Consider the following 19,241-nt stretch of genomic DNA (forward strand, 5'->3'; position numbering starts at 1 on the left):
ACCCCGCAGGCGCTTTAGCGCCGAGGAGGCTCACCGCCCGCCCCGCGGAAAGCGAAGCGCCTGGAACGGAAATCAACATTCCCTTTTAACACAGCTTTTCTTTAAGAAATTCTTAAGAAAAGACGTATAGAATATATTTGGAAATAATATTCCTTTATCCTTTTAGTATTATTTGGTATGTTATATAATAGTATATTACGATAGTCGTTGTTTATAGGTAAATTATCTTATAAGGAATGGTATAATCTTCTATGAAAAAATTACTAATAGTCATTATTATTCTTGTCATATCATTTATTAGTACGAAGACGATATTTGCTGTGAAATCCAAGTCCAAATCCAACCAATCGGTATTCGCCTCTCTCAAAGAGGCTGCTCAATTAAAAATGCGTGAAGTAAATATTCTGCAAAAAGAGGTTCCCAGTTTACCAGATAGTATCCTTCTCGATGTTCCGTTATTAAATCAAATGGATAAACCCAAGCTCTACAACGGGTGTGAGGTTACCAGTTTGGCCATGATTCTTAACTATCATGGTATAAAAGTGACAAAGAATGAATTAGCTGAAAAAATCAAAACAGTCCCGTTAACTTATAGTAATGGCAAAAAGGGGAATCCAAATGCTGGCTTTGTAGGGGATATGGCAAACGGACCAGGTCTTGGTGTATACAATGGTCCGGTATTCGAACTGGCACAGAAATATGTTGGGGATAGAGCGGTCAATTTAACGAATCAACCGTTTAGTGATTTATTAACTGAAGTGGGTCAAGGGCTTCCGGTTTGGGTCATTACAACGTCCAACTTCACACCTGTCTCTGTCTTTCAAACGTGGGATACACCGCAGGGGAAAATTGATATTACATTTAGTGAACATAGTGTCGCAATTACCGGATACGATGAAAATTATATTTACATAAACGATCCTTATGGGGAGAAAAATAAGAAAATAAACAAAGACAGTTTTATCAAAGCTTGGGAGAAAATGGGCAAACAAGCAATTGTGATTAAAAAATAAAAATGACCTGAAATGGGCGAAGGCAGAGGAATGATTTATCCCTCTGCCTTCTTCGCTTCTGATTCAATTTTTTAGAATCCATATCGTAACTTGTGAATGGTTGTATTGTTAATGTCCAGCTTAAGCGCCTGATCAAGGCACTTGCGCTTTTCTTTTTGCCATCGCAAGGTAAAAACTTATATATTGTAATTGTTATAAAAACAAGTTTGCCGCGGTTATTCTTCCACCTGATGGTTTTATACCTAAACGACGTAAGCCCTACCTCTCTTACATCCTAACGGCTCCGAAGCCGATCCAGTGTGAATAAGTTTTTATTTTAAACATAAGCAGAATGCCAGAAAAAATTCTTACATTGCGTTATCTCATTAATTACAAGTTACTTTATTGTAAAGCACAAACACTAATATTACAGGATACTTGTAGTTTTGTCAATATTTATTAATTCTATTTGTAAAAAGGAGGATTTTCCATCCATTTCTCTAATTACCTTATATAAAGGCTGTGTTAAAAGTGAATGTTGATTTCCGTTCCAGTCGCTGCTCCCGCAGGAGTCTCGGGCCTGAAACGAAGATCAACATTGTGCTCAAAATCAACAATGTGGCTTAACACAGCCTATATAAAAGAAAAAAGGTGGAACTTTATATGAGCCCATTTATATTTGCTTGTATGACGCCGCATGGCGGGGAAATTATTCCAGAACTACAAGGTGCTTTTCCAGAAAGAATGTCGATAACACGGAAAAGTATGGAAAAATTAACGACTCTGATGACTGAAGCGAATCCGGATTGTCTCATCATTCTTACACCGCATGGAACAAGAATTCATGGTCAATTCGCAATCACGGATTCAGAGAGAATAGCTGGGACCGTTGAAGAAAACCAGGCGTCGTATGCTATGGAAAAACTGGTAGACAGAAAACTAGCTCGGATGATTAACAAATGTGCACAGGAGGAAGGAATTCCATCTGCCACGATTAATTTTGGAACTGCTGCTGGTCCAATTTCTTGCCTGCCACTCGATTGGGGCGTAATTGTTCCGCTAAGGTTTATGCCGGATGTGCCAATTGTTGTCATTAACCCGGCAAGAGAACTTTCTTTTGACCAGCATTTGGAATTTGGAAAGGCACTCGGAAAAGCTGTCAAACAATCTCAAAAGCGCGTTGGTCTCATTGCCAGCTGTGATTGGGCCCATGCCCATGACGAGGATGGTCCATACGGCTTCGACCCGGCGGCCAAGCTTTTCGATAAACAAGTAGTAGATTTAATTAAAACTAATCAACTCGAGAAAATGGCGGAATTCGAAGAAGGTTTTATTGAGGCAGCAAAGCCAGATGGAATCTGGCAGACGTTAATTCTTGCCGGGGCGATCCCTGCTGAAGAACGCCATGTCGAATTTCTATCCTACGAAGCGCCAACCTACTTTGGCTTAATTTGTGCGGCCTATTATTCCAAAAGAAAATAGATATATTTTACAAAACGAAGGTCAGTACGATGACCTTCTATTTTTTATGTGAAAATAAAGTAAATTTTATGAAAGTTTTTTTGAGTTGAAGGAAATTGGGGACTTTTGTCGTATTGTTTATCTATCTAGTTGGTTGTCCTGGGGGAATTGCAATGTTGGCAGAAAAACTTCTTTTGAATTTATTAATTACATTAGCACCAGTCCTGCTTTATAGCATTCTTATTGATGATAAGCGAAAAATTAATTCTCGCTTAATGTGTGGCCTGGCACATAGTGCTGCCGCGGTTTCGTGTATGCTTTTTTCCTATTCAAACTACGGTTTCCATTGGGACTTGGGTTATGTTCCTCTTATTATCTCGATCCTTTATGAGGGTCCGGCAGTGGGCGGAATCGTTTTTGGCATGATTTTTGGAGCGCGTGTCATCATTGGCGGTGACACAGTAGTTTTTGAATTAGTGAATATCTTTTTAATCGCGCTTGTCTCCTTCCTCTTGAGGAAGAAGTTTTGGAATTTTACCGCAAATATAAGAGTTCTTATCGCAACGGTTATTGGCGGCTGGTCGCTAATCCTTTGCTATTTATCCTTTATCTTTTACCGCTATTTTACCGGAGGTTTCTTAAAATTAGATTTTAATATTCCTGACGTCCTCCTTGTCGGTCTGATTGAAACGCTGGCTATTGTCTTAGGAGCTAAGCTGAATGAGGGGATAATCGATAGGAAAAGGATGAAAGAAGAGATTCAGCGGGCAGAAAAGCTGAATACACTTGGAGAGCTCGCCGCTTCGATTGCCCATGAAGTCCGCAATCCATTGACGGTTGTAAAAGGGTTTCTTCAGTTGATGCAGCAACAGGAGAACGGAAAGAATTACGAATATCTTTCCCTTGTTTTAAGTGAATTAGGTCGTGCGGAATCGATTATTAGTGACTATTTGAATTTTGCCAAACCTAAATTTGAAAAAATAGAAACATTTCAATTAAAGGAAGTGCTCTCAGAAGTAGTTATGCTATTGGAGCCGCTTGCAGTAAAGCAGGGGGTAGAGCTGAAAAGTGAATTGGACGCATCTGAATTCTCGCTAGTTACCGATCGGAATCAGTTAAAACAAGCCTTAGTTAACTTAATAAAAAATGGAATTGAAGCGACTACGGATGGCGGGATAGTAACCATTCATTCAAAGATTGACAATAATCAGGCGGCTATTCAAATCTCTGATACAGGCAAGGGGATGACGAAGGAACAAATAGCGCGGATTGGCACCTTATTTTATACGACTAAAGATAAAGGAACAGGGCTTGGTACATCTGTTTCCTTAAGAATTATCGAAACCATGAAGGGAAAGGTGTCTTACCAGAGTGAACCTGGATTAGGTACAGAAGTTACGATGGTCCTGCCGGTAAGTAAAAAAGAAGAATTAATGATAGGTTAAGCTAACCATTTTGATAAGTGGTTAGCTTTTTTTGTGGCATTTTTATCGAATTATGTCGAAAGTTACCGTTTTTTTTTATTTTTTTGTCATTATTTTTGAAAAAAGATGGTAAGATAGTAGTGGAAAATACTTTTTAATATTTTCAGAAAAATTCATCGCGATAACTAGGTCAAGGGAGCAACTAACATGAAAGAAAGCAACAATAGTCCTAAATTGATATTTGAAGAGAAAAAGGCGATAAAACTATTTTTGTGGTTGTTTTATGTCTTTTTTATTACCTTTGATTTATTTTGGTATTTTATTTTGCCTCATTTTTCAAAATTTGGTGATAAAGAATTTCTTGAAGAAGGACTTGGATACTGGATTTTTATCTTAGTCTTTGGATTGCTGCCTGTTTCCGTTTATTTAATTAGAAAGGGTAAACCCTATCATGTTAAATATATAATTTTAATCAGCTATATCTTTATAGATATTATTGATAATCTTATTAGGTATTTTGGATCCCCACTAAAATTTGCGTCGGGAAATGTTGTTGAGTTATTATTTATATTTTTTTCGCCAATATTCGTGAATAGAAAATATTTTTGGACTGCCTCATTAGGGATTATTGGGAAATATCTCTTTTTAGGAATAGTTCTCCAAAATCCGGAGGTGTTACCTGCTGCATTTGTTATTGTCATTATCGCTGCAATCGCTTTTATTATCCTAATAAGATTTTTTTCGTATATTAATTCATTAACTGAAGTTCATGAAGATCTCCGCCAAAAAGAAAAGCTGGCTGTCATCGGTCAAATGGCTGCAGCGATTGGCCATGAAATTCGTAACCCCTTGTCATCATTAAAGGGTTTTACACAGTTACAGCAGGAACGCCATCCAAATAGTAACGAGTATTATCCAATTATGATTCAGGAAATTGACCGGATTAATTCCATTGTTAACGATTTGATGTACCTTGGGAAACCGAAGGAAATCAAATTTGAAAAGGCTAGTCTTGAAGAAATTATTGCCTATACGTTGTCGATTACGCAGCAACAAGCTGAACGACAAGGGGTAACAGTGGAAACGATAATGGCCGGACCGCTGCCGCCTATCGATTGTGATGAGAAACAATTAAAGCAAGTGTTTATAAACCTAATCAAGAATGCGATTGAATCCATGCCTAATGGGGGAGAGATAAGGGTTCATGTAAAGGTTCATGAGCAGAAAAAAATGCTCATCGAAATCCAAGATGAAGGTTGCGGAATTGAGGATGAAGACATTCTTAACCTGGGAGAACCTTTTTATACAACGAAAAAAGATGGTACTGGATTAGGTCTAATGGTGACAAATCAAATTATTCAAGATCACCATGGAAATACAAAAATAGAAAGCACGATTGGTAAAGGAACGAAGGTCAATGTAACATTACCTATAAAGCAGGGAAATTATTGAAAAAAATAGTTCTATATTTATACAAAATTCTTCAAAATAATATCTATCAAGGGTACAACGAATGATATATAATGGAGAAGAATATGGAATTTTAATAGATTTTGTAAGCAATAATTGATAATCTTGTTACGAAATATTCATAATTATGTTAATATTACATAAACCTTATATTTCGACACAATGTAGAAATAAGGCAATTGTAATGATGCGCTTGGAGGATTATATGATACCACACGAAGAACAGCGGACCATCAAATGGTTTCTCTTATTTTCTTATATTATTTTAATAAGTTATGATTTATTTTATTATTATCTATATCCTACCTTTATATCACATAAAGATATTGGTCCTAAAAACAAGTTCTTTTATTTAACTTATTTTGTATTAACAATTTTGTTAATAGTTGCTTTTTACTTAAATAAGGTGAATAAGCAATCTTGGATTAAGTATGTGTTTATTATTAGCTATTTACCGACAAGTTTTACTGTTGATATATTAAACTATTATGGAAGCGGTGCAGAGTATTTCAGTGGGAATGTGGTAGAGGTATTTTTGATTTTAACATTGCCTCTGTTCTTAAATTCAAGATATTTTTGGTTAGTAAGTTTGGGTTACTTAACAAAATATGCATTAATTGGAATTATTTTAAATTCCTCGTATGTAATTGTTCCAATAATATTTATTATTATATTGTCTATTGTGTCTTTCTTTTTATTAGTTCGCTTTCAAGGATACGTACAAGCTATTAGCTTTTCATATGATAAACAGTTAGAAGGAATGGTAAAAGGAGTTATTGCAACATTGGAGCTTAAGGATCCGTACACTAGAGGCCATAGTGAACGTGTTGCAACTTACGCATTGTTATTGGCAAAAGAAATAGGTAAATTTTCGAAAGAAGAACAAAAATCATTTTATTATGCCTGTTTACTACATGATATCGGGAAAGTTCATATTCCCGATTCAATATTAATGAAGCCAGGGAAATTGACAAAGGAAGAATTTGAAATTATTAAGTCACATCCAGGTGTTGGTGCAGAAGCAGTAAAGAATGTTGAAGGAATAAAGGATTGTATTTGTGTTATTCGTTCCCATCATGAGCGCTGGGATGGAAAAGGCTATCCTGATCAATTAAGTGGAGAAGGGATACCTTTCCTTGCTAGAGTGGCAACTGTGGCGGATGCTTTTGATGCCATGACATCCTCACGTTCTTATCGAGCAGCAATGCCCGTTGAAGAAGCCTATCAACGTATTATTGAAGGTAAGGGTTCCCAATTTGATCCAATGCTAGTGGAAGAATTTAAAAAGGTTTACCCGGCATGGATTAAATTTCATGAAAAATATCCATGGACGAAACAATGGGAATTACCAAAGGAGGTGGAATTATGAAAATTCGTAAGCTGAAGAAAGTTAAAACTACGTGCTGGTGGTGTCCTTACGTACCAGGATGGAAAGGATGATAGAAAGGGATGCTGGCAGAATAAGCTATGCATCCTTCTTTTTTGCTAAAATTACAAATCAAAGGGTGTTGAAATGAACCTTACACTCGATTCACGTTTATTATTGGTTCCTATCGAGATTCGCGAGGATAAAAAACATTACATCGTTGAAGATAAGACTTCCGGTGAGTTCTTCGAAATGCCCGAGGTTTGTATCGATGCCATCCATTCAATTAACAAAGGCGAAACATTGGGGGAAATCGAACAACAACTGAAAGAGAAGTACCCTGCGGAAGAAGTTTGCCTGATTGATTTTGCAGAGCAACTGCTAGAGATGCATCTTGTTGCTGAAATTGATGGTGTCAAAGTTGAAGTTAATAAAGTAAAAAAGGAAACTTTAGGCTTTTTGTGGCTTTCACCACAAATAGGAAAATTCTTTTTTAATAAGCTCTCCCTTTTTCTGTATGCGGTGTTATTCATCAGCAATGCCTTCCTTTTCATCGCAAAGCCGACATTATTTCCACACTATAAGGACTTGTTTATCTTTGATTTAATGGTTCTCAATATTCCAGCATGGATGCTTTTGACGTTTATTCTTGTCTTAATCCATGAATTTGGCCATATTTTAGCGATGAGGGCGCAAAATTTGCCGACTAAGTTGGAAATCGGCCATCGTTTATTTCTTGTCGTCCTTGAAACTGATATGTCATCAGTATGGAAACTGCCTTCAGGGAATCGCAATGTTTTATTTCTTGCCGGGCTTTGTTTTGATACAGTGATCCTGACGCTTGCCTTAGTAAGTCAGCTAATCTTCGCAAACGGGTCAGCGATTTTCCTGAGTATCATGCATGTGGTGGTTTTAGACACATTTATTCGCATGGTGTACCAATGCTGTGTTTATATGAAGACTGATTTATATTATGTTTTTGAAAATGTATCCGGCTGTTATAACTTGATGGAAAATGCCCAGCAACTGATTAGGAAATGGCTTCCGTTTCAACAATCAGCTTCTAATAGTGAAGTTGTTTTTGCTGAAGAAAGAAGAGTTGTAACCATCTATTCCATTTTCTATTTCGTTGGTGTATTTGTGACCCTTGGCTTATTTTTCATTTATTATATTCCTCAACTATTGTTTGCCTGGAAAAAGGTCTTGCCAGGTTTTGCAGCCAGTCCAGCAGCACTTCCGTTCTGGGATGCCATGCTTTTCACCTTGCAAATAGTAATTGCTTTTGGACTCCTCCTTTACGCTTGGAGAAAAAAATATATTCGCGGATAGCTTTGTGACAGAACTTTGTCTAATAATGAATATCTAAGGGTTTTTTCCCCCGATGATGGGGGAGTTCCCCGATATAGATAGCACTTCTGTTTTTCTTACAATAAAGGTAAGAAAACGGAAGTGTTATTTTGTTTCTAAGGAGGAACATGAAATGCAGGCGAATACTTCAACAACTAAAAAACCGGGAAGCTCAGTCAATGATGCCTTTGCTTCACATTTTGCGAAATCAATGTTTCTATCGATCGTCGGACTATTGATCTTAACTTTTATCGGCACAAGAATGTTCACCCACGTCGACTTGAATTTATACGGATATATGGTCGGAACCATCGTTTTTATCGGAGGATTCTTCTATAGGTTTATCGCTTGGGGTGAAAGGCCGCCGACCAAATTTTTTATAAAAAAAGGCTTAAAGCTGCTGTTTAGAAAAAGCACACCGAAAACGGCTGTAAATCATTTAGCAATTTTCGATTTCATCCGCAATCGCGGCGTTTACCGCTGGGTTCAGCATATCTTAATGGGCTGGGGCTGCGTCCTTGCCTGCCTAGTTACCTTTCCTCTCGTGTTTAGCTGGATGTATTTTACGATGGAAGACAATGGCTATTATACGATTGTGTTATTCGGAATGAACATCATGAACGTAAAAGCTGATGGAATCATCGCTTGGTTATCCTACAATGCCCTGAACATTGCAGCCATCATGGTGACGGCTGGAGTATGTATGGCGCTATACCGCCGCTTGAAAAATATGCAGGCGAGAGCAGAGCAAAAATTTATATACGACTTCTTACCGCTTTACTTATTACTATTTATTTCGATTACGGGACTTTCACTAACGTTCCAAAACGTTTTTCTACATGGCTGGATGCAGCCGCAAATGTCGCTGATCCACCAATTTTCCGTTATCGTAACGTTAATCTATCTGCCATTCGGAAAGCTGGCCCACATTCCTTTCCGTCCAGTGAGCGTTTTTGCAAGAAACTACCGTGAGCATTATGGGGAACAACATATGAAAGAGTGTAAAGTGTGTAGCGATCAGTTTGTATCGGTTGAACAATCAAATGATGTCATTCAAGTGTTAGGCGTAAATGAAATTGATTTCAATATGAATGACGGCTTTAATCTTGCTGAACTATGCCTGCCATGCCGCAGGAAATATCGAATTGCGAAATTCTCAGGTTTCGCAACGCATCAAGTGAAGGTCAAGGAGGCAAACCAGAATGCAAATGGATAACTTTAGAAATGAACGGGATCAATATTTTAAAGAAATCGACAACTTAAACCATCCAAATGAAACATTAGTCAAGACACATTGCAGCTATTGCGCGATGCAGTGTGGGATGAACTTAAGGGTAAATACAAAAACAAACAAGATCGTTGGGGTTGAGCCTCGATATGATTGGCCGGTAACTTTAGGAAAGATGTGCCCGAAAGGAGTTACGGCTTACCAGCAAGTAAACAATAAAGATCGTTTATTAAAACCATTAATTCGTGATGATCAATCATTAAAAGGGACGAAAAATGGCTTCCGTGAAGCAAGCTGGGATGAGGCATATGATCTTATCGTAAAAAAATTCACCGAGCTACAAGAGAATTATGGAAAAGATTCACTCTCTGTGTATAGCGGTGTTTCTATGACAAATGAAAAGTGTTATTTAACCGGAAAATTTGCTCGTGTCGGACTTCAAACACGCTATATTGATTATAATGGCCGATTCTGTATGGCTAGTGCTGCAGGTGGTTTAAATCGTTCATTGGGTATTGATAGAGGTTCAACAATTCCCTGGACGGATGTACAGGATACCGATTGTATATTTCTTGCCGGCAGTAATACCGCTGAATGTCATCCGACGATGATGTTCCGGGTTTGGGCAATTCAAGAACGGGGCGGCTATGTGATTGTTGCAGATCCAAGGGAAACACCGGTTGCCAGAAGAGCAGATCTTCATCTTGATTTAAGACCAGGTACAGACCTTGCACTAGCTAATGGAATTGTCAATTTATTAATCCAAAATGGTCATATTGACGAAGAGTTTATCAAAAATCATACAAATGGCTTTGAAGACACAAAAGAACTTGTTAAACAATTCACACCGGAATATACAAGCGCAATAACAGGGGTAGCTCCTGAGAAAATTATTCGCGCGGCAGAAATATACGGTAAAGCTCCAAACGCGATTGTCATGTTTGCCAGAGGGATTGAGCAACAAATTAAAGGGGTAGATAATGTTTCTGGCTATACGAATATGGCCCTTGTAACCGGGAAAATTGGTCGTGCCAAATCAGGTGTTGCAACCATTACAGGACAAGGAAATGGCCAAGGTGGACGTGAACATGGGCAAAAAGCCGATGCACTGCCTGGCTATCGAAAAATTGCCAATCCAGATCACGTCAAATATATTTCAAAGGTGTGGGGGATTGAACCTGAAGAAATGCCGAAAGAGGGAGTATCCGCATTTGAAATGTTTGGCTTAATGGAACAGAAAACTATACGTGCTTTATACCTATTATGTTCAAATCCTGCCGTTTCTGCACCAGATCAAAATTATGTTCGGGAACAGATGAAAAACTTGGACTTTATGGTATGCGTTGACTTTTACCTATCAGAATCTGCTGAATTTGCTGATGTCGTGTTACCTACAACAACTTGGGCAGAGGATGAAGGAACAACAACAAATGTTGAAGGTCGGATCATTAAGATTAATCAGGCACAAATGCCGGTAGGCGAATCAAAGCCAGACTGGCAGATTCAAGTAGAAATTACTGAGCGAATGGGCCGTGGTAAATATTTTTCTCACTTAAAAACCCCTGCAGACATATTTAATGAACTTCGGGTTGCTTCTAAAGGTGGAACGGCTGACTACTATGGTGTTACATGGGAAAAGATCGACAAGCAAGATGGCGTATTCTGGCCATGTAAAGATGAAAATGATCCTGGAACACCACGTTTATTTTTAGATAAAAAGTTTAATCATCCAGATGGAAGAGCTAAAATTTTTGCCTTGCCATACAGACCTTCCGCAGAAGAACCGGATGAAGAATACCCATTGCGATTAACAACAGGACGTGTTGTCTACCATTATTTATCAGGGAATCAGACGAGAAGAATTCAATTCCTTCGTGATATGTGTCCTGAACCATTTGTAGAAGTACATCCAGAAACAGCAGCAAAATACAATATTGATCACGAAGAACTTGTCCGTCTCTATACACGTAGAGGAGAAACAACCTATAAAGTTAAAATCACAGAGGCCATTCGGAAGGATACCGTGTTTGTTCCGTATCACTGGGGCCATGAAAAATCTATTAATCTATTGACAATAGGTGCGCTTGATCCAATATCACGGATGCCGGAATTCAAGGCATGTGCCGCGCAGATTGAAAAACTGAAAATAAAGAAGGTGCAGTAAATGAAGAAGAGGCTATATTTAGAACTTGAAAACTGTATAGGGTGCCGCTCTTGTTTAGCGGCTTGTACACAGTGCGGAGGGCATGAGGAACGGAACCGTAACTATGTTTACGACGTAAACCCGCTTGTTAACCGTCAAACGATGCCTCTTATGTGCCTTCACTGCGTGAATCCGGCATGTGCGAGAAGCTGTCCGGCTCAGGCAATCCAAATACACGAAACTGGAGCCGTCCTTTCCGCTCTTGTAGAAAAATGTATTGGCTGCCAAAACTGTACGATTGCATGCCCGTATGGTATACCAAAGTTTGATACAGAACAAAATCTCATGTATAAGTGTGATTTATGTATCGACCGGTCAAATGATGGCATTCCGCCGATGTGTGCTAGTGTATGTCCAACAAACACATTACAATGGCTAACTGATGAAGAAATTGAAGCGAAACAAAAGCAATATAATTTAGATAATGGTAAATGGGTAACAAGCATGCCTTACTTAGAAGGCGAAACAAACGTAAAAGTGAATCTTCCTGGTATCCTGCAGGGCGTCACTAAATTGTTCTAGGAGGGATTAACATGAGCGATAAAAATAATAAAATCCCGTTCAATGAAGATAACTATACACATAATATCAACCGCAATAATGAACGAAAACTGGACCGCCGGGGGTTTATGAAAACATTGGTGGGGGCAGCAGGTGTGTTCGCTGTTTCCTCCCTGCCATGGGGAGTGCTTGCAGCAAAAGAATTAACCGGACTTGGAGACAAGAAATATCCGAAACAGAAAATCACTGATGTTAGTGCCTTACCAATCGGTGATGCTGTAGATTTTGCTTTTCCAGGCGAGCACGATAGCGCAATATTAATCCGGCTTTCAGAAAATAAATACGTGGCCTACCAAAATGCCTGTACCCATCTGCGCTGCCCGGTTTTTTGGAAAAAGGATGAAGGAGAAATGATTTGCCCTTGTCATCATGGGAAATTTGATGTCAATTCCGGAGAACCGACTGCGGGGCCGCCAAGACGTCCGCTTCCAGAAATTCATGTAAAAGTTGAAAACGGCGCTGTATATGCCGTGGGGGTGAAACGTTATGAAGCGTAGTTACCTGCCTGTCGCCCTTCTTCTTGCCGTGTTGATGTTAAACATAATTTTCACGCAATATATGGTTCATCAATATTTTTATGAACACTATACCAATACTATCATTGCTGCAGTCATCAACGTGATTTTATTTCCAGTCGCAATCCTTATCTATAAAAAAGGCGTGAAGGTCCATGACTAGTGAGACGTATATTGATTTATGTTTTGTCCGCACCGAATCTGGTGGTTTCACAGCAGAAATCGATGAGTTATTAAAAAGCACTTTTGCCAAAAAACGCTTGAACTGGTTTCTTGAAGAGAAATCACTTGATGGTGCCGAAATGGTTGTTGCTGAAGTTAAAGGAATGAGCGATTGGGCTTCTGAAGAAGAAACGATTCAGTTTCTTGAAGAGCATGCAGAGGAGAAGTTTTGGGAGTATCTTCAAGGCTACAAAATGTTTATCTATCCTGTCGTGAAAGGATGCAATAGCTGTGGAACACATTAAGTTAGAAGCTGTGAACCGTTTTGTTGGCGGGCCTGTGGAAATTGTGATTCATGATGCGGAAGGCGGGGACCAGGTACCGGCTGTTAGGAAAACAGTGAAAAAGGTGCAGCTTTGTCCTGACAGCACTCATATTCGATTTTATTTTGATGATATTTATTTTCTTGCCGTACCATTGGCTAGCCATGTAACGGAATCAGAAGGACAGTGGTCGGCAACTGACCCAGAGAGCGGTTTAACATATACTTTCAAAAAAGTGCAGGTCTTTTAAATACCTGCCTTTTTTAGTAAATTTTCCATCAGGCATTAGTTCACTAGGGAAAGCTCCGTGTGCCTATGCTTCGCAGTTAAAAAGCTGTGGATTTCAACGAACTACTGCACTGTCTTCGCCTAACGGCATGCCAATCGACGAGATTTCATTATAAAAGGGGGGTTGCAGATGGTGCTCCAATCAAAGCAGCAGATCAGCTCGTATATTATTGACTCACAGGAAGCAGAAATCAAAAGAATTGCCCTCGAGCTCCACGAAGGGATTGGCCAAAACCTCTATAGTATTTTAACAGGATTGCAATTTGTTGAATCAACAGCAGAAGAACCTCATATGAAAAATTATGTCCGTGAAATGGAATCGTTGATTGAAAAGACCATTCAAGAAATCCGGCTTCTCTCTGTAGAATTGCATCCGCCAGCCCTGATAACGCTTGGATTACTCCCGGCTATGAAAAGTTATATTAAGTTATATACCTCGACATTTGGCATTCTAGTGGATATAGAATCAACCGGAAGAGAAACCGCCATAGTGGAACGTAATAGGATAGCTGTATTCCGGGTGTGCCAGGAAGCACTTGCTAACATTGCAAAATATGCCGATACCTCTCATGTGAAAATAAACTTTAACTGGCAAGAAACGGTCTTGAACATAATCATTCAAGATTTCGGCAAAGGATTTAACCCGGAGGAAGATGAGGAAGGCAGCCGCTCCTTAGGGCTTGCGGGCATGAAGGAAAGAATGCTTTTAACTGGCGGGGAGGCAAGGATTTCCTCTAAAATAGGAGTAGGAACATCTATAGAAATTTCTCTTCCATTAAAGTAGGTTTAAAAGGAGATTTTATTTTGATCAAAATCCTATTAGTTGATGACCATGCTGTTGTGCGAAGTGGCTTAAAAATGCTGCTAAACACCAATCCCGAAATCGAAGTAGTCGGGGAAGCCTCGGAAGGTAATGAAGGAATTAAAAAAGCATTGAAGCTAAAGCCTAATGTTGTCGTTATGGATTTAAGCATGCCACATGGAAAAGATGGACTGTCGGCAACAACAGAATTAAAAAAGCTGATGCCGGATGTGAATATCCTTATTTTAACAATGCACGACGATGAGGAATACCTATTCCGAGCCATTCAAGGCGGGGCCTCCGGCTGTATTTTGAAAAGCGCTCCACACAATGAACTAATGGCAGCGATTGAATCTGTTGCTATAGGAGATGCCTATCTCCATCCAGCAGCACAGAAGCGGCTAATGGAAGAATATTTAACCGGTATGAAGCATGATGCGAGCGATACGTTCAATCTTTTATCTGGTCGGGAAAAAGAAGTCTTAACGCTCGTCGCGAAAGGTTACTCGAATAAAGAAATTGCCGAGCAGCTGATCATTAGTGTGAAAACAGTCGAAACCCATAAAGGCAACCTAATGGAAAAGCTGCAAATGAAAACCCGTCCGGAGCTGGTGGAATATGCCGTTAAGAAGGGGTTATTAGGCTATGGAATTTAAGGAAGAACACCGGAGGCTGATAGATTTAGGTGAATGGCCGCCAGTCATTCAGCTATGTAACCAGTTAAAAGAAGAGCTTCAATGTGATTTTGTCGGTCTTGCTATTCAAAATGAAATTGGCCCGGACGTTAGATGGCATTATGCTGTGGGTAATTTAAATGAGAAATATAAAAGAATTACGGTCCGGTTTGGAAAAGGGATTGCCGGTAAAGTGATTTCAAGTGGAAGTCCCATGATGATGACTGATTTCCCTAATCATATTCTTGGGAAAATGACCGATTACCCAATTGCGCTGGCTGAAAAACTTGTCTCTACATATGCGGTTCCCATCCAATTTAACGCCGCTCCAAAAGGGGTCTTGCTTGTAGGGAAGCGGGAAAAGTATTCCTTTATTGAAGACGAACAGGAGAAGGTAAAGGAATCTGCTGAAAGCTTGGAACAGTTATTAAAGGAGATTGTATTTTAATACGGGGGTTGGAAATGGACAAAAATTTACAGCAGATGAAAAATGAACTATTGGATTTTAAATTCGCCCTTGATGCGTCCTCGATTGTTGCCATCACCGATTCCCGCGGAACGATTACCTATGTTAACGAGCAATTTTGCCATATCTCGAAATTTACACGAGAAGAGCTAGTTGGAAAAGACCATCGGATTGTCAATTCAGGATATCATTCAAAAGAATTTTTCCAAGACATGTGGAGTACAATTGGTTCGGGAAAGGTATGGAAAGGCGAAATCCGCAATCGCGCCAAAGACGGTACATATTATTGGGTGGATACGACGATTGTCCCGTTTTTAAATGAAAATGGGGAGCCTTATCAATACTTGGCGATTCGCTATGAGATCACCGAGCGAAAACGGGTCGAGCAGGAATTGCAAAACATGATGACAAGAATTATCGATGTTCAGGAGGAAGAGCGCAAACGCTTATCAAGAAATCTCCATGATGGGTTAGGGCAAAATCTATATAGTCATTTAATTACCATCAATCGATTGCTTTCGGAAACGGACCATCCATTGCTTCAACAAATGCAGCAGGAAGCAACACAATTAATTGAGGAAATTCGGGAGATATCATGGGAGCTGCGCCCGGCTGTCTTAGATGACCTTGGGCTTGTTCCGGCCATTCGCTCCTATCTAACAAGATATTCCGATAATTATAATATTGATGTTTATTTTGATTGTGTGTTAAATCGCCGGCTTCCAATCAGTATTGAATTGACGATTTACCGGATTATTCAGGAGGCATTAACGAATGTCCGTAAGTATGCAGAAGTTGAAGAGGCTGCAGTTACTGTCAGGGAAATGGATGATGGGGTAAGAGTACTGATTGAAGACAAAGGGAAAGGTTTTGATTTGCGGGCATATTCTCCTGGTGTTGGCCTTTTCAGCATGGATGAACGAGCCCGTTCCGTTGGCGGAGACCTGACGATGAATACCTCCCTAGGAAAGGGGACGAAAATTATTTTAGAAGTCCCGGTTGTTGCGGAAAAATAAATACCGGGACAATTGGATACAAAACTCGGAGAAAAGAGAAAGTGTCTCCAATCGGCGCTATTGGAGACACACTCGGAGTAGAAAATGGCAAAGTGTCTCCAATAAGGGTTGTTAGAGACGAAACTTGGAGTAAAAATAGTTATTTATGCCCGAAGCAGCAGCCGTTCCACGTATCTATCTATCCGGTAATTCTACAATTATCGTCGTTCCTTCATTTTCTTTACTTTTTACATCGATGTGGCCGCCGTGCAGGGCGACAATGGTTTTGGTGATGGATAAGCCGAGTCCGGTGCCTTCGATTGTTCGGGTGCGTGCCATGTCAGCTCGATAAAAACGATCAAAAATCCTTTCAACCTCCGTATTTTTCATCCCAATTCCAGTATCCTTGAAGATGAAATAAATGGATTGCTGTTTTTCTTCAATCGATATTTCAATACTGCCATTTGGTTTATTATATTTGATGGCATTTGATAAAAGGTTATCCCAAACTGTATTCAGCAATGATGGATCGCCAATTATCTCTATATCTGGTGTGGAGTAGCTGAGCATAATACCTTTTTCACTGATTGCCCATTGGTAATTTCTAATCAATTCTTTCATTTGTTGACCAACATTGAATGGCTTTTTCTTCAACAGATCCTCATTACGATCCAATGAGGCCAGAAGCAGCAACTGTTTCGTTAAAGTAGAAAGTCGCTTAATTTCAGCATTAATAATCGAGATGTATTGGTTTCTCTCTTCATTGCTAATTGAGTCATTTTCTAATAGGTTTGTATATCCTTTTATATTAGAAAGAGGGGATTGGATATCATGAGAAATATTAGAAATAAATTCCTTCCTCATATCCTCTATTTGTTCTAATTTTCCAGCCATCCGTAAAAAGCTATGGGAAAGTTCCCCTAACTCATCATGACGGGTAATGTCTAACTTTACATTAAAATCACCATTGGCCAGTAATGTTGTCGCTTTCGTGAGTTTGGAAATAGGTTTGACCAAATATTTTGTATTAATAACGACCATCACGATGGTCAACGTAATCGCCAGTGCTAGAATCCAACCAAATAAAATGTGCATTTCATTAAAAAGAAATTTAATGTTTGGTCTAATAAAAAGAGCGAATTTCTCACCATTAAATGTTATTGGCATGCCAATCGTATTCCTTAGTTCATCTGCAAAAAAACCAGTAACAAATGATTGCTGTGGAAAATTAAGAATTCCATGATAAATATGTCCGTTTAGTACATCCTCTTTTGTTGAAACAGAAAGAGAATTGTCCCTGAATGATTCGCCAAAAAATGTTGTTTTTCCGTTAGTGTCTACTAGACAAATTTGGTATCCAACATCAGATAGGCTGTCCAAATAATCCGTCAAGCTGATTTGAGGATGCCGTTCCACAAAAGCAGCAATGTTTCGGGCAATTTTTGTGTTCTTTGCATCATTAAACGGCTTTAGTTTTTGTTGATAATAGGCATTAGAAATAATGAAAGCCAAGATAAAGCTTATCAGCATCATGCCAATCGTTATAACAATAAATTTCACATAAAGTGTTTTCATGAACGCGTGACCTCCAATAGATAGCCAACCCCGCGGACTGTGTTGATTTGGAAGTCATCCGTCAATTTTGAAAACCGTTCCCTTAGCCTTTTTATGTGAACATCAACTGTCCGTGAGTCTCCTTCATAATCCAGCCCCCAAATTTGTTCAATGAGGTGTTCTCTAGAAAAAACTTGTTTCGGATTCGAAAGCAGATAATAGAGTAATTCAAATTCTTTTAAGGGTAAAAGAAATACTCGATTTCCAATCTGTACTTCATAACTCTTTTTGTTTATTGTTGTGCTGCCAACACGAAGAATGGAGTCATCCTTTTGAAGATCATATCGACGCAGCAACGCTTTTATTCGAAAGCTTAATTCCTTTGGTTCAAATGGTTTGACTAAATAATCATCCGTTCCAGCTTGAAATCCTTGTTCCTTATCTTCGATTTGGTTTTTGGCTGTTAAAAGGATGACTGGAATATCGTATTGTTTTCGAATCTCTTTCGTTAATGAATAGCCGTCCATGAATGGCATCATCACATCCACGATGGCTAAATCGCAAGCTTCCTTCTTAAGAATTTTCAAAGCTTCCATTCCGTTTTTGGCTTGTAAGACGTTATAGCCTTCCTTGGTTAAGTGAATCTCTACAAGCTTTACTATATTGACATCGTCATCAACAACTAAAATATTGATCATAACTGCTTTCTCCTAAAAAACACTTTTCTTTATTCTACACTAAAACCTTTCCATCACTCATTTTAATGATGTGATCTGCAAAAGAAAGCATTTCTTCGTCATGTGTAACCATTAACGTCATAATATTTAGCGTCTTCGTTAAATGTTGAATTAAGTTCATCACATCTTTAGATCTTTTCGAGTCTAAACTTGCCGTTGGTTCATCTGCGAAAAGGACTTTTGGTTTATGAATAATAGCACGAGCAATGGCTACCCGCTGTTTTTCCCCGCCGGATAAGGAAGCAGGATAGGCATTTTTCCTATGGTCCATTTCAACTAATTTTAGTATTTCATTAACTTCCTTTTTTTGTTCACGTTTATTTAATTTTGACTCTGATACATCCAACATCAGCATTAGTTGCTCTTCTACCGTAAGAAAAGGAACTAGATGGGCAAATTGAAACACGAAGCCAAATTTTTGTGCCCGGATTTTTCGAATTTGCTCTGCACTCATAGCTGTTATATTTTTGCCTTCAAACATGACTTGGCCATCTGATGCGGTTTGAAGTCCAGCTGCTATTGTAAGGAGTGTACTTTTTCCGGAGCCTGACGCACCTACTAATGCTGTGACCTCCCCTTCTTTAAGAGAAAGTGTAACCCCTTTTAAGATTTCTTCCTCGGCTTGACCATTCGTGAAGGTTTTTCTCACTTCATCTATTGTAAACATAGTCAT

At 39.0% G+C, this 19,241-nt stretch carries 20 protein-coding genes; 17 read left to right on the forward strand and 3 right to left on the reverse strand.

The window, feature by feature from the left end; genetic code table 11:
• The first annotated feature begins 251 nt into the window (after positions 1 to 251).
• The 17 genes from ACFVSW_RS14940 to ACFVSW_RS15020 all read left to right on the forward strand — a co-directional run bounded on the left by ACFVSW_RS14940 (position 252) and on the right by ACFVSW_RS15020 (position 16,298).
• Complete coding sequence (locus ACFVSW_RS14940) at positions 252 to 1,013, forward strand: C39 family peptidase (RefSeq protein WP_387317431.1); 762 nt, start codon at positions 252 to 254, stop codon at positions 1,011 to 1,013.
• Between the two features lie 642 nt (positions 1,014 to 1,655).
• On the forward strand, positions 1,656 to 2,474 hold the full coding sequence (locus tag ACFVSW_RS14945; RefSeq protein WP_387317434.1) for a DODA-type extradiol aromatic ring-opening family dioxygenase: 819 nt from the start codon (positions 1,656 to 1,658) through the stop codon (positions 2,472 to 2,474).
• 152 nt (positions 2,475 to 2,626) lie between these two features.
• On the forward strand, positions 2,627 to 3,898 hold the full coding sequence (locus ACFVSW_RS14950) for an ATP-binding protein (RefSeq protein ID WP_387317436.1): 1,272 nt from the start codon (positions 2,627 to 2,629) through the stop codon (positions 3,896 to 3,898).
• A gap of 186 nt (positions 3,899 to 4,084) precedes the next feature.
• Entirely contained in the window at positions 4,085 to 5,329 is a 1,245-nt protein-coding gene (locus ACFVSW_RS14955) for an ATP-binding protein (protein WP_387317438.1), read from the forward strand.
• Between the two features lie 223 nt (positions 5,330 to 5,552).
• A complete protein-coding gene (locus tag ACFVSW_RS14960; RefSeq protein WP_387317440.1) occupies positions 5,553 to 6,716 on the forward strand; it encodes an HD-GYP domain-containing protein in 1,164 nt (387 codons plus the stop codon).
• Positions 6,717 to 6,860: 144 nt separating this feature from the next.
• A complete protein-coding gene (locus ACFVSW_RS14965; protein ID WP_387317442.1) occupies positions 6,861 to 8,042 on the forward strand; it encodes a hypothetical protein in 1,182 nt (393 codons plus the stop codon).
• Positions 8,043 to 8,193: 151 nt separating this feature from the next.
• On the forward strand, positions 8,194 to 9,276 hold the full coding sequence (locus tag ACFVSW_RS14970) for a hypothetical protein (RefSeq protein WP_387317444.1): 1,083 nt from the start codon (positions 8,194 to 8,196) through the stop codon (positions 9,274 to 9,276).
• Positions 9,263 to 11,452, forward strand: coding sequence for a molybdopterin oxidoreductase family protein (locus ACFVSW_RS14975; protein WP_387317446.1), 2,190 nt, complete (start codon positions 9,263 to 9,265; stop codon positions 11,450 to 11,452). Before ACFVSW_RS14970 ends, ACFVSW_RS14975 begins: the two co-directional genes overlap by 14 nt.
• Positions 11,453 to 12,013, forward strand: coding sequence for a 4Fe-4S dicluster domain-containing protein (locus tag ACFVSW_RS14980; protein ID WP_387317448.1), 561 nt, complete (start codon positions 11,453 to 11,455; stop codon positions 12,011 to 12,013).
• Positions 12,014 to 12,024: 11 nt separating this feature from the next.
• Positions 12,025 to 12,549, forward strand: coding sequence for a QcrA and Rieske domain-containing protein (locus tag ACFVSW_RS14985; RefSeq protein ID WP_387317449.1), 525 nt, complete (start codon positions 12,025 to 12,027; stop codon positions 12,547 to 12,549).
• On the forward strand, positions 12,539 to 12,730 hold the full coding sequence (locus ACFVSW_RS14990) for a hypothetical protein (protein WP_387317451.1): 192 nt from the start codon (positions 12,539 to 12,541) through the stop codon (positions 12,728 to 12,730). The genes ACFVSW_RS14985 and ACFVSW_RS14990 overlap by 11 nt, the downstream gene beginning before the upstream one ends.
• Positions 12,723 to 13,034 (forward strand): hypothetical protein, encoded by a 312-nt coding sequence (locus tag ACFVSW_RS14995; RefSeq protein ID WP_387317453.1) that lies wholly within the window; start codon positions 12,723 to 12,725, stop codon positions 13,032 to 13,034. Before ACFVSW_RS14990 ends, ACFVSW_RS14995 begins: the two co-directional genes overlap by 8 nt.
• On the forward strand, positions 13,021 to 13,302 hold the full coding sequence (locus ACFVSW_RS15000; RefSeq protein WP_387317454.1) for a hypothetical protein: 282 nt from the start codon (positions 13,021 to 13,023) through the stop codon (positions 13,300 to 13,302). The genes ACFVSW_RS14995 and ACFVSW_RS15000 overlap by 14 nt, the downstream gene beginning before the upstream one ends.
• A gap of 168 nt (positions 13,303 to 13,470) precedes the next feature.
• Positions 13,471 to 14,124 carry a sensor histidine kinase gene (locus ACFVSW_RS15005; RefSeq protein ID WP_387317456.1) on the forward strand — a complete coding sequence of 218 codons (654 nt, stop codon included), beginning with the start codon at positions 13,471 to 13,473 and terminating at the stop codon, positions 14,122 to 14,124.
• Positions 14,125 to 14,144: 20 nt separating this feature from the next.
• Positions 14,145 to 14,798, forward strand: a complete 654-nt coding sequence (locus ACFVSW_RS15010) for a response regulator (protein WP_387317458.1) — start codon at positions 14,145 to 14,147, stop codon at positions 14,796 to 14,798.
• Positions 14,788 to 15,264, forward strand: coding sequence for a GAF domain-containing protein (locus ACFVSW_RS15015; protein ID WP_387317460.1), 477 nt, complete (start codon positions 14,788 to 14,790; stop codon positions 15,262 to 15,264). Before ACFVSW_RS15010 ends, ACFVSW_RS15015 begins: the two co-directional genes overlap by 11 nt.
• Positions 15,265 to 15,278: 14 nt before the next feature.
• Positions 15,279 to 16,298, forward strand: coding sequence for a PAS domain-containing sensor histidine kinase (locus ACFVSW_RS15020; protein WP_387317462.1), 1,020 nt, complete (start codon positions 15,279 to 15,281; stop codon positions 16,296 to 16,298).
• A 174-nt stretch (positions 16,299 to 16,472) separates the two neighbouring features.
• Here ACFVSW_RS15020 and ACFVSW_RS15025 read toward each other — a convergent pair whose 3' ends face one another.
• Genes ACFVSW_RS15025 through ACFVSW_RS15035 form a run of 3 tightly spaced genes read right to left on the reverse strand, consistent with a single transcriptional unit; the run spans position 16,473 to position 19,241 of the window.
• A complete protein-coding gene (locus ACFVSW_RS15025; protein WP_387317464.1) occupies positions 16,473 to 17,852 on the reverse strand; it encodes a sensor histidine kinase in 1,380 nt (459 codons plus the stop codon).
• The gene (locus ACFVSW_RS15030) at positions 17,849 to 18,529 is read right to left on the reverse strand and encodes a response regulator transcription factor (RefSeq protein ID WP_387317465.1); all 681 of its coding nucleotides are present in this window, start codon (positions 18,527 to 18,529) and stop codon (positions 17,849 to 17,851) included. Before ACFVSW_RS15030 ends, ACFVSW_RS15025 begins: the two co-directional genes overlap by 4 nt.
• Before the next feature lie 34 nt (positions 18,530 to 18,563).
• A complete protein-coding gene (locus ACFVSW_RS15035) occupies positions 18,564 to 19,241 on the reverse strand; it encodes an ABC transporter ATP-binding protein (RefSeq protein WP_387317467.1) in 678 nt (225 codons plus the stop codon).

The sequence above is a fragment of the Neobacillus sp. NPDC058068 genome (genome assembly GCF_042885335.1).
Classification (GTDB): Bacteria; Bacillota; Bacilli; order Bacillales; family Cytobacillaceae; genus Neobacillus.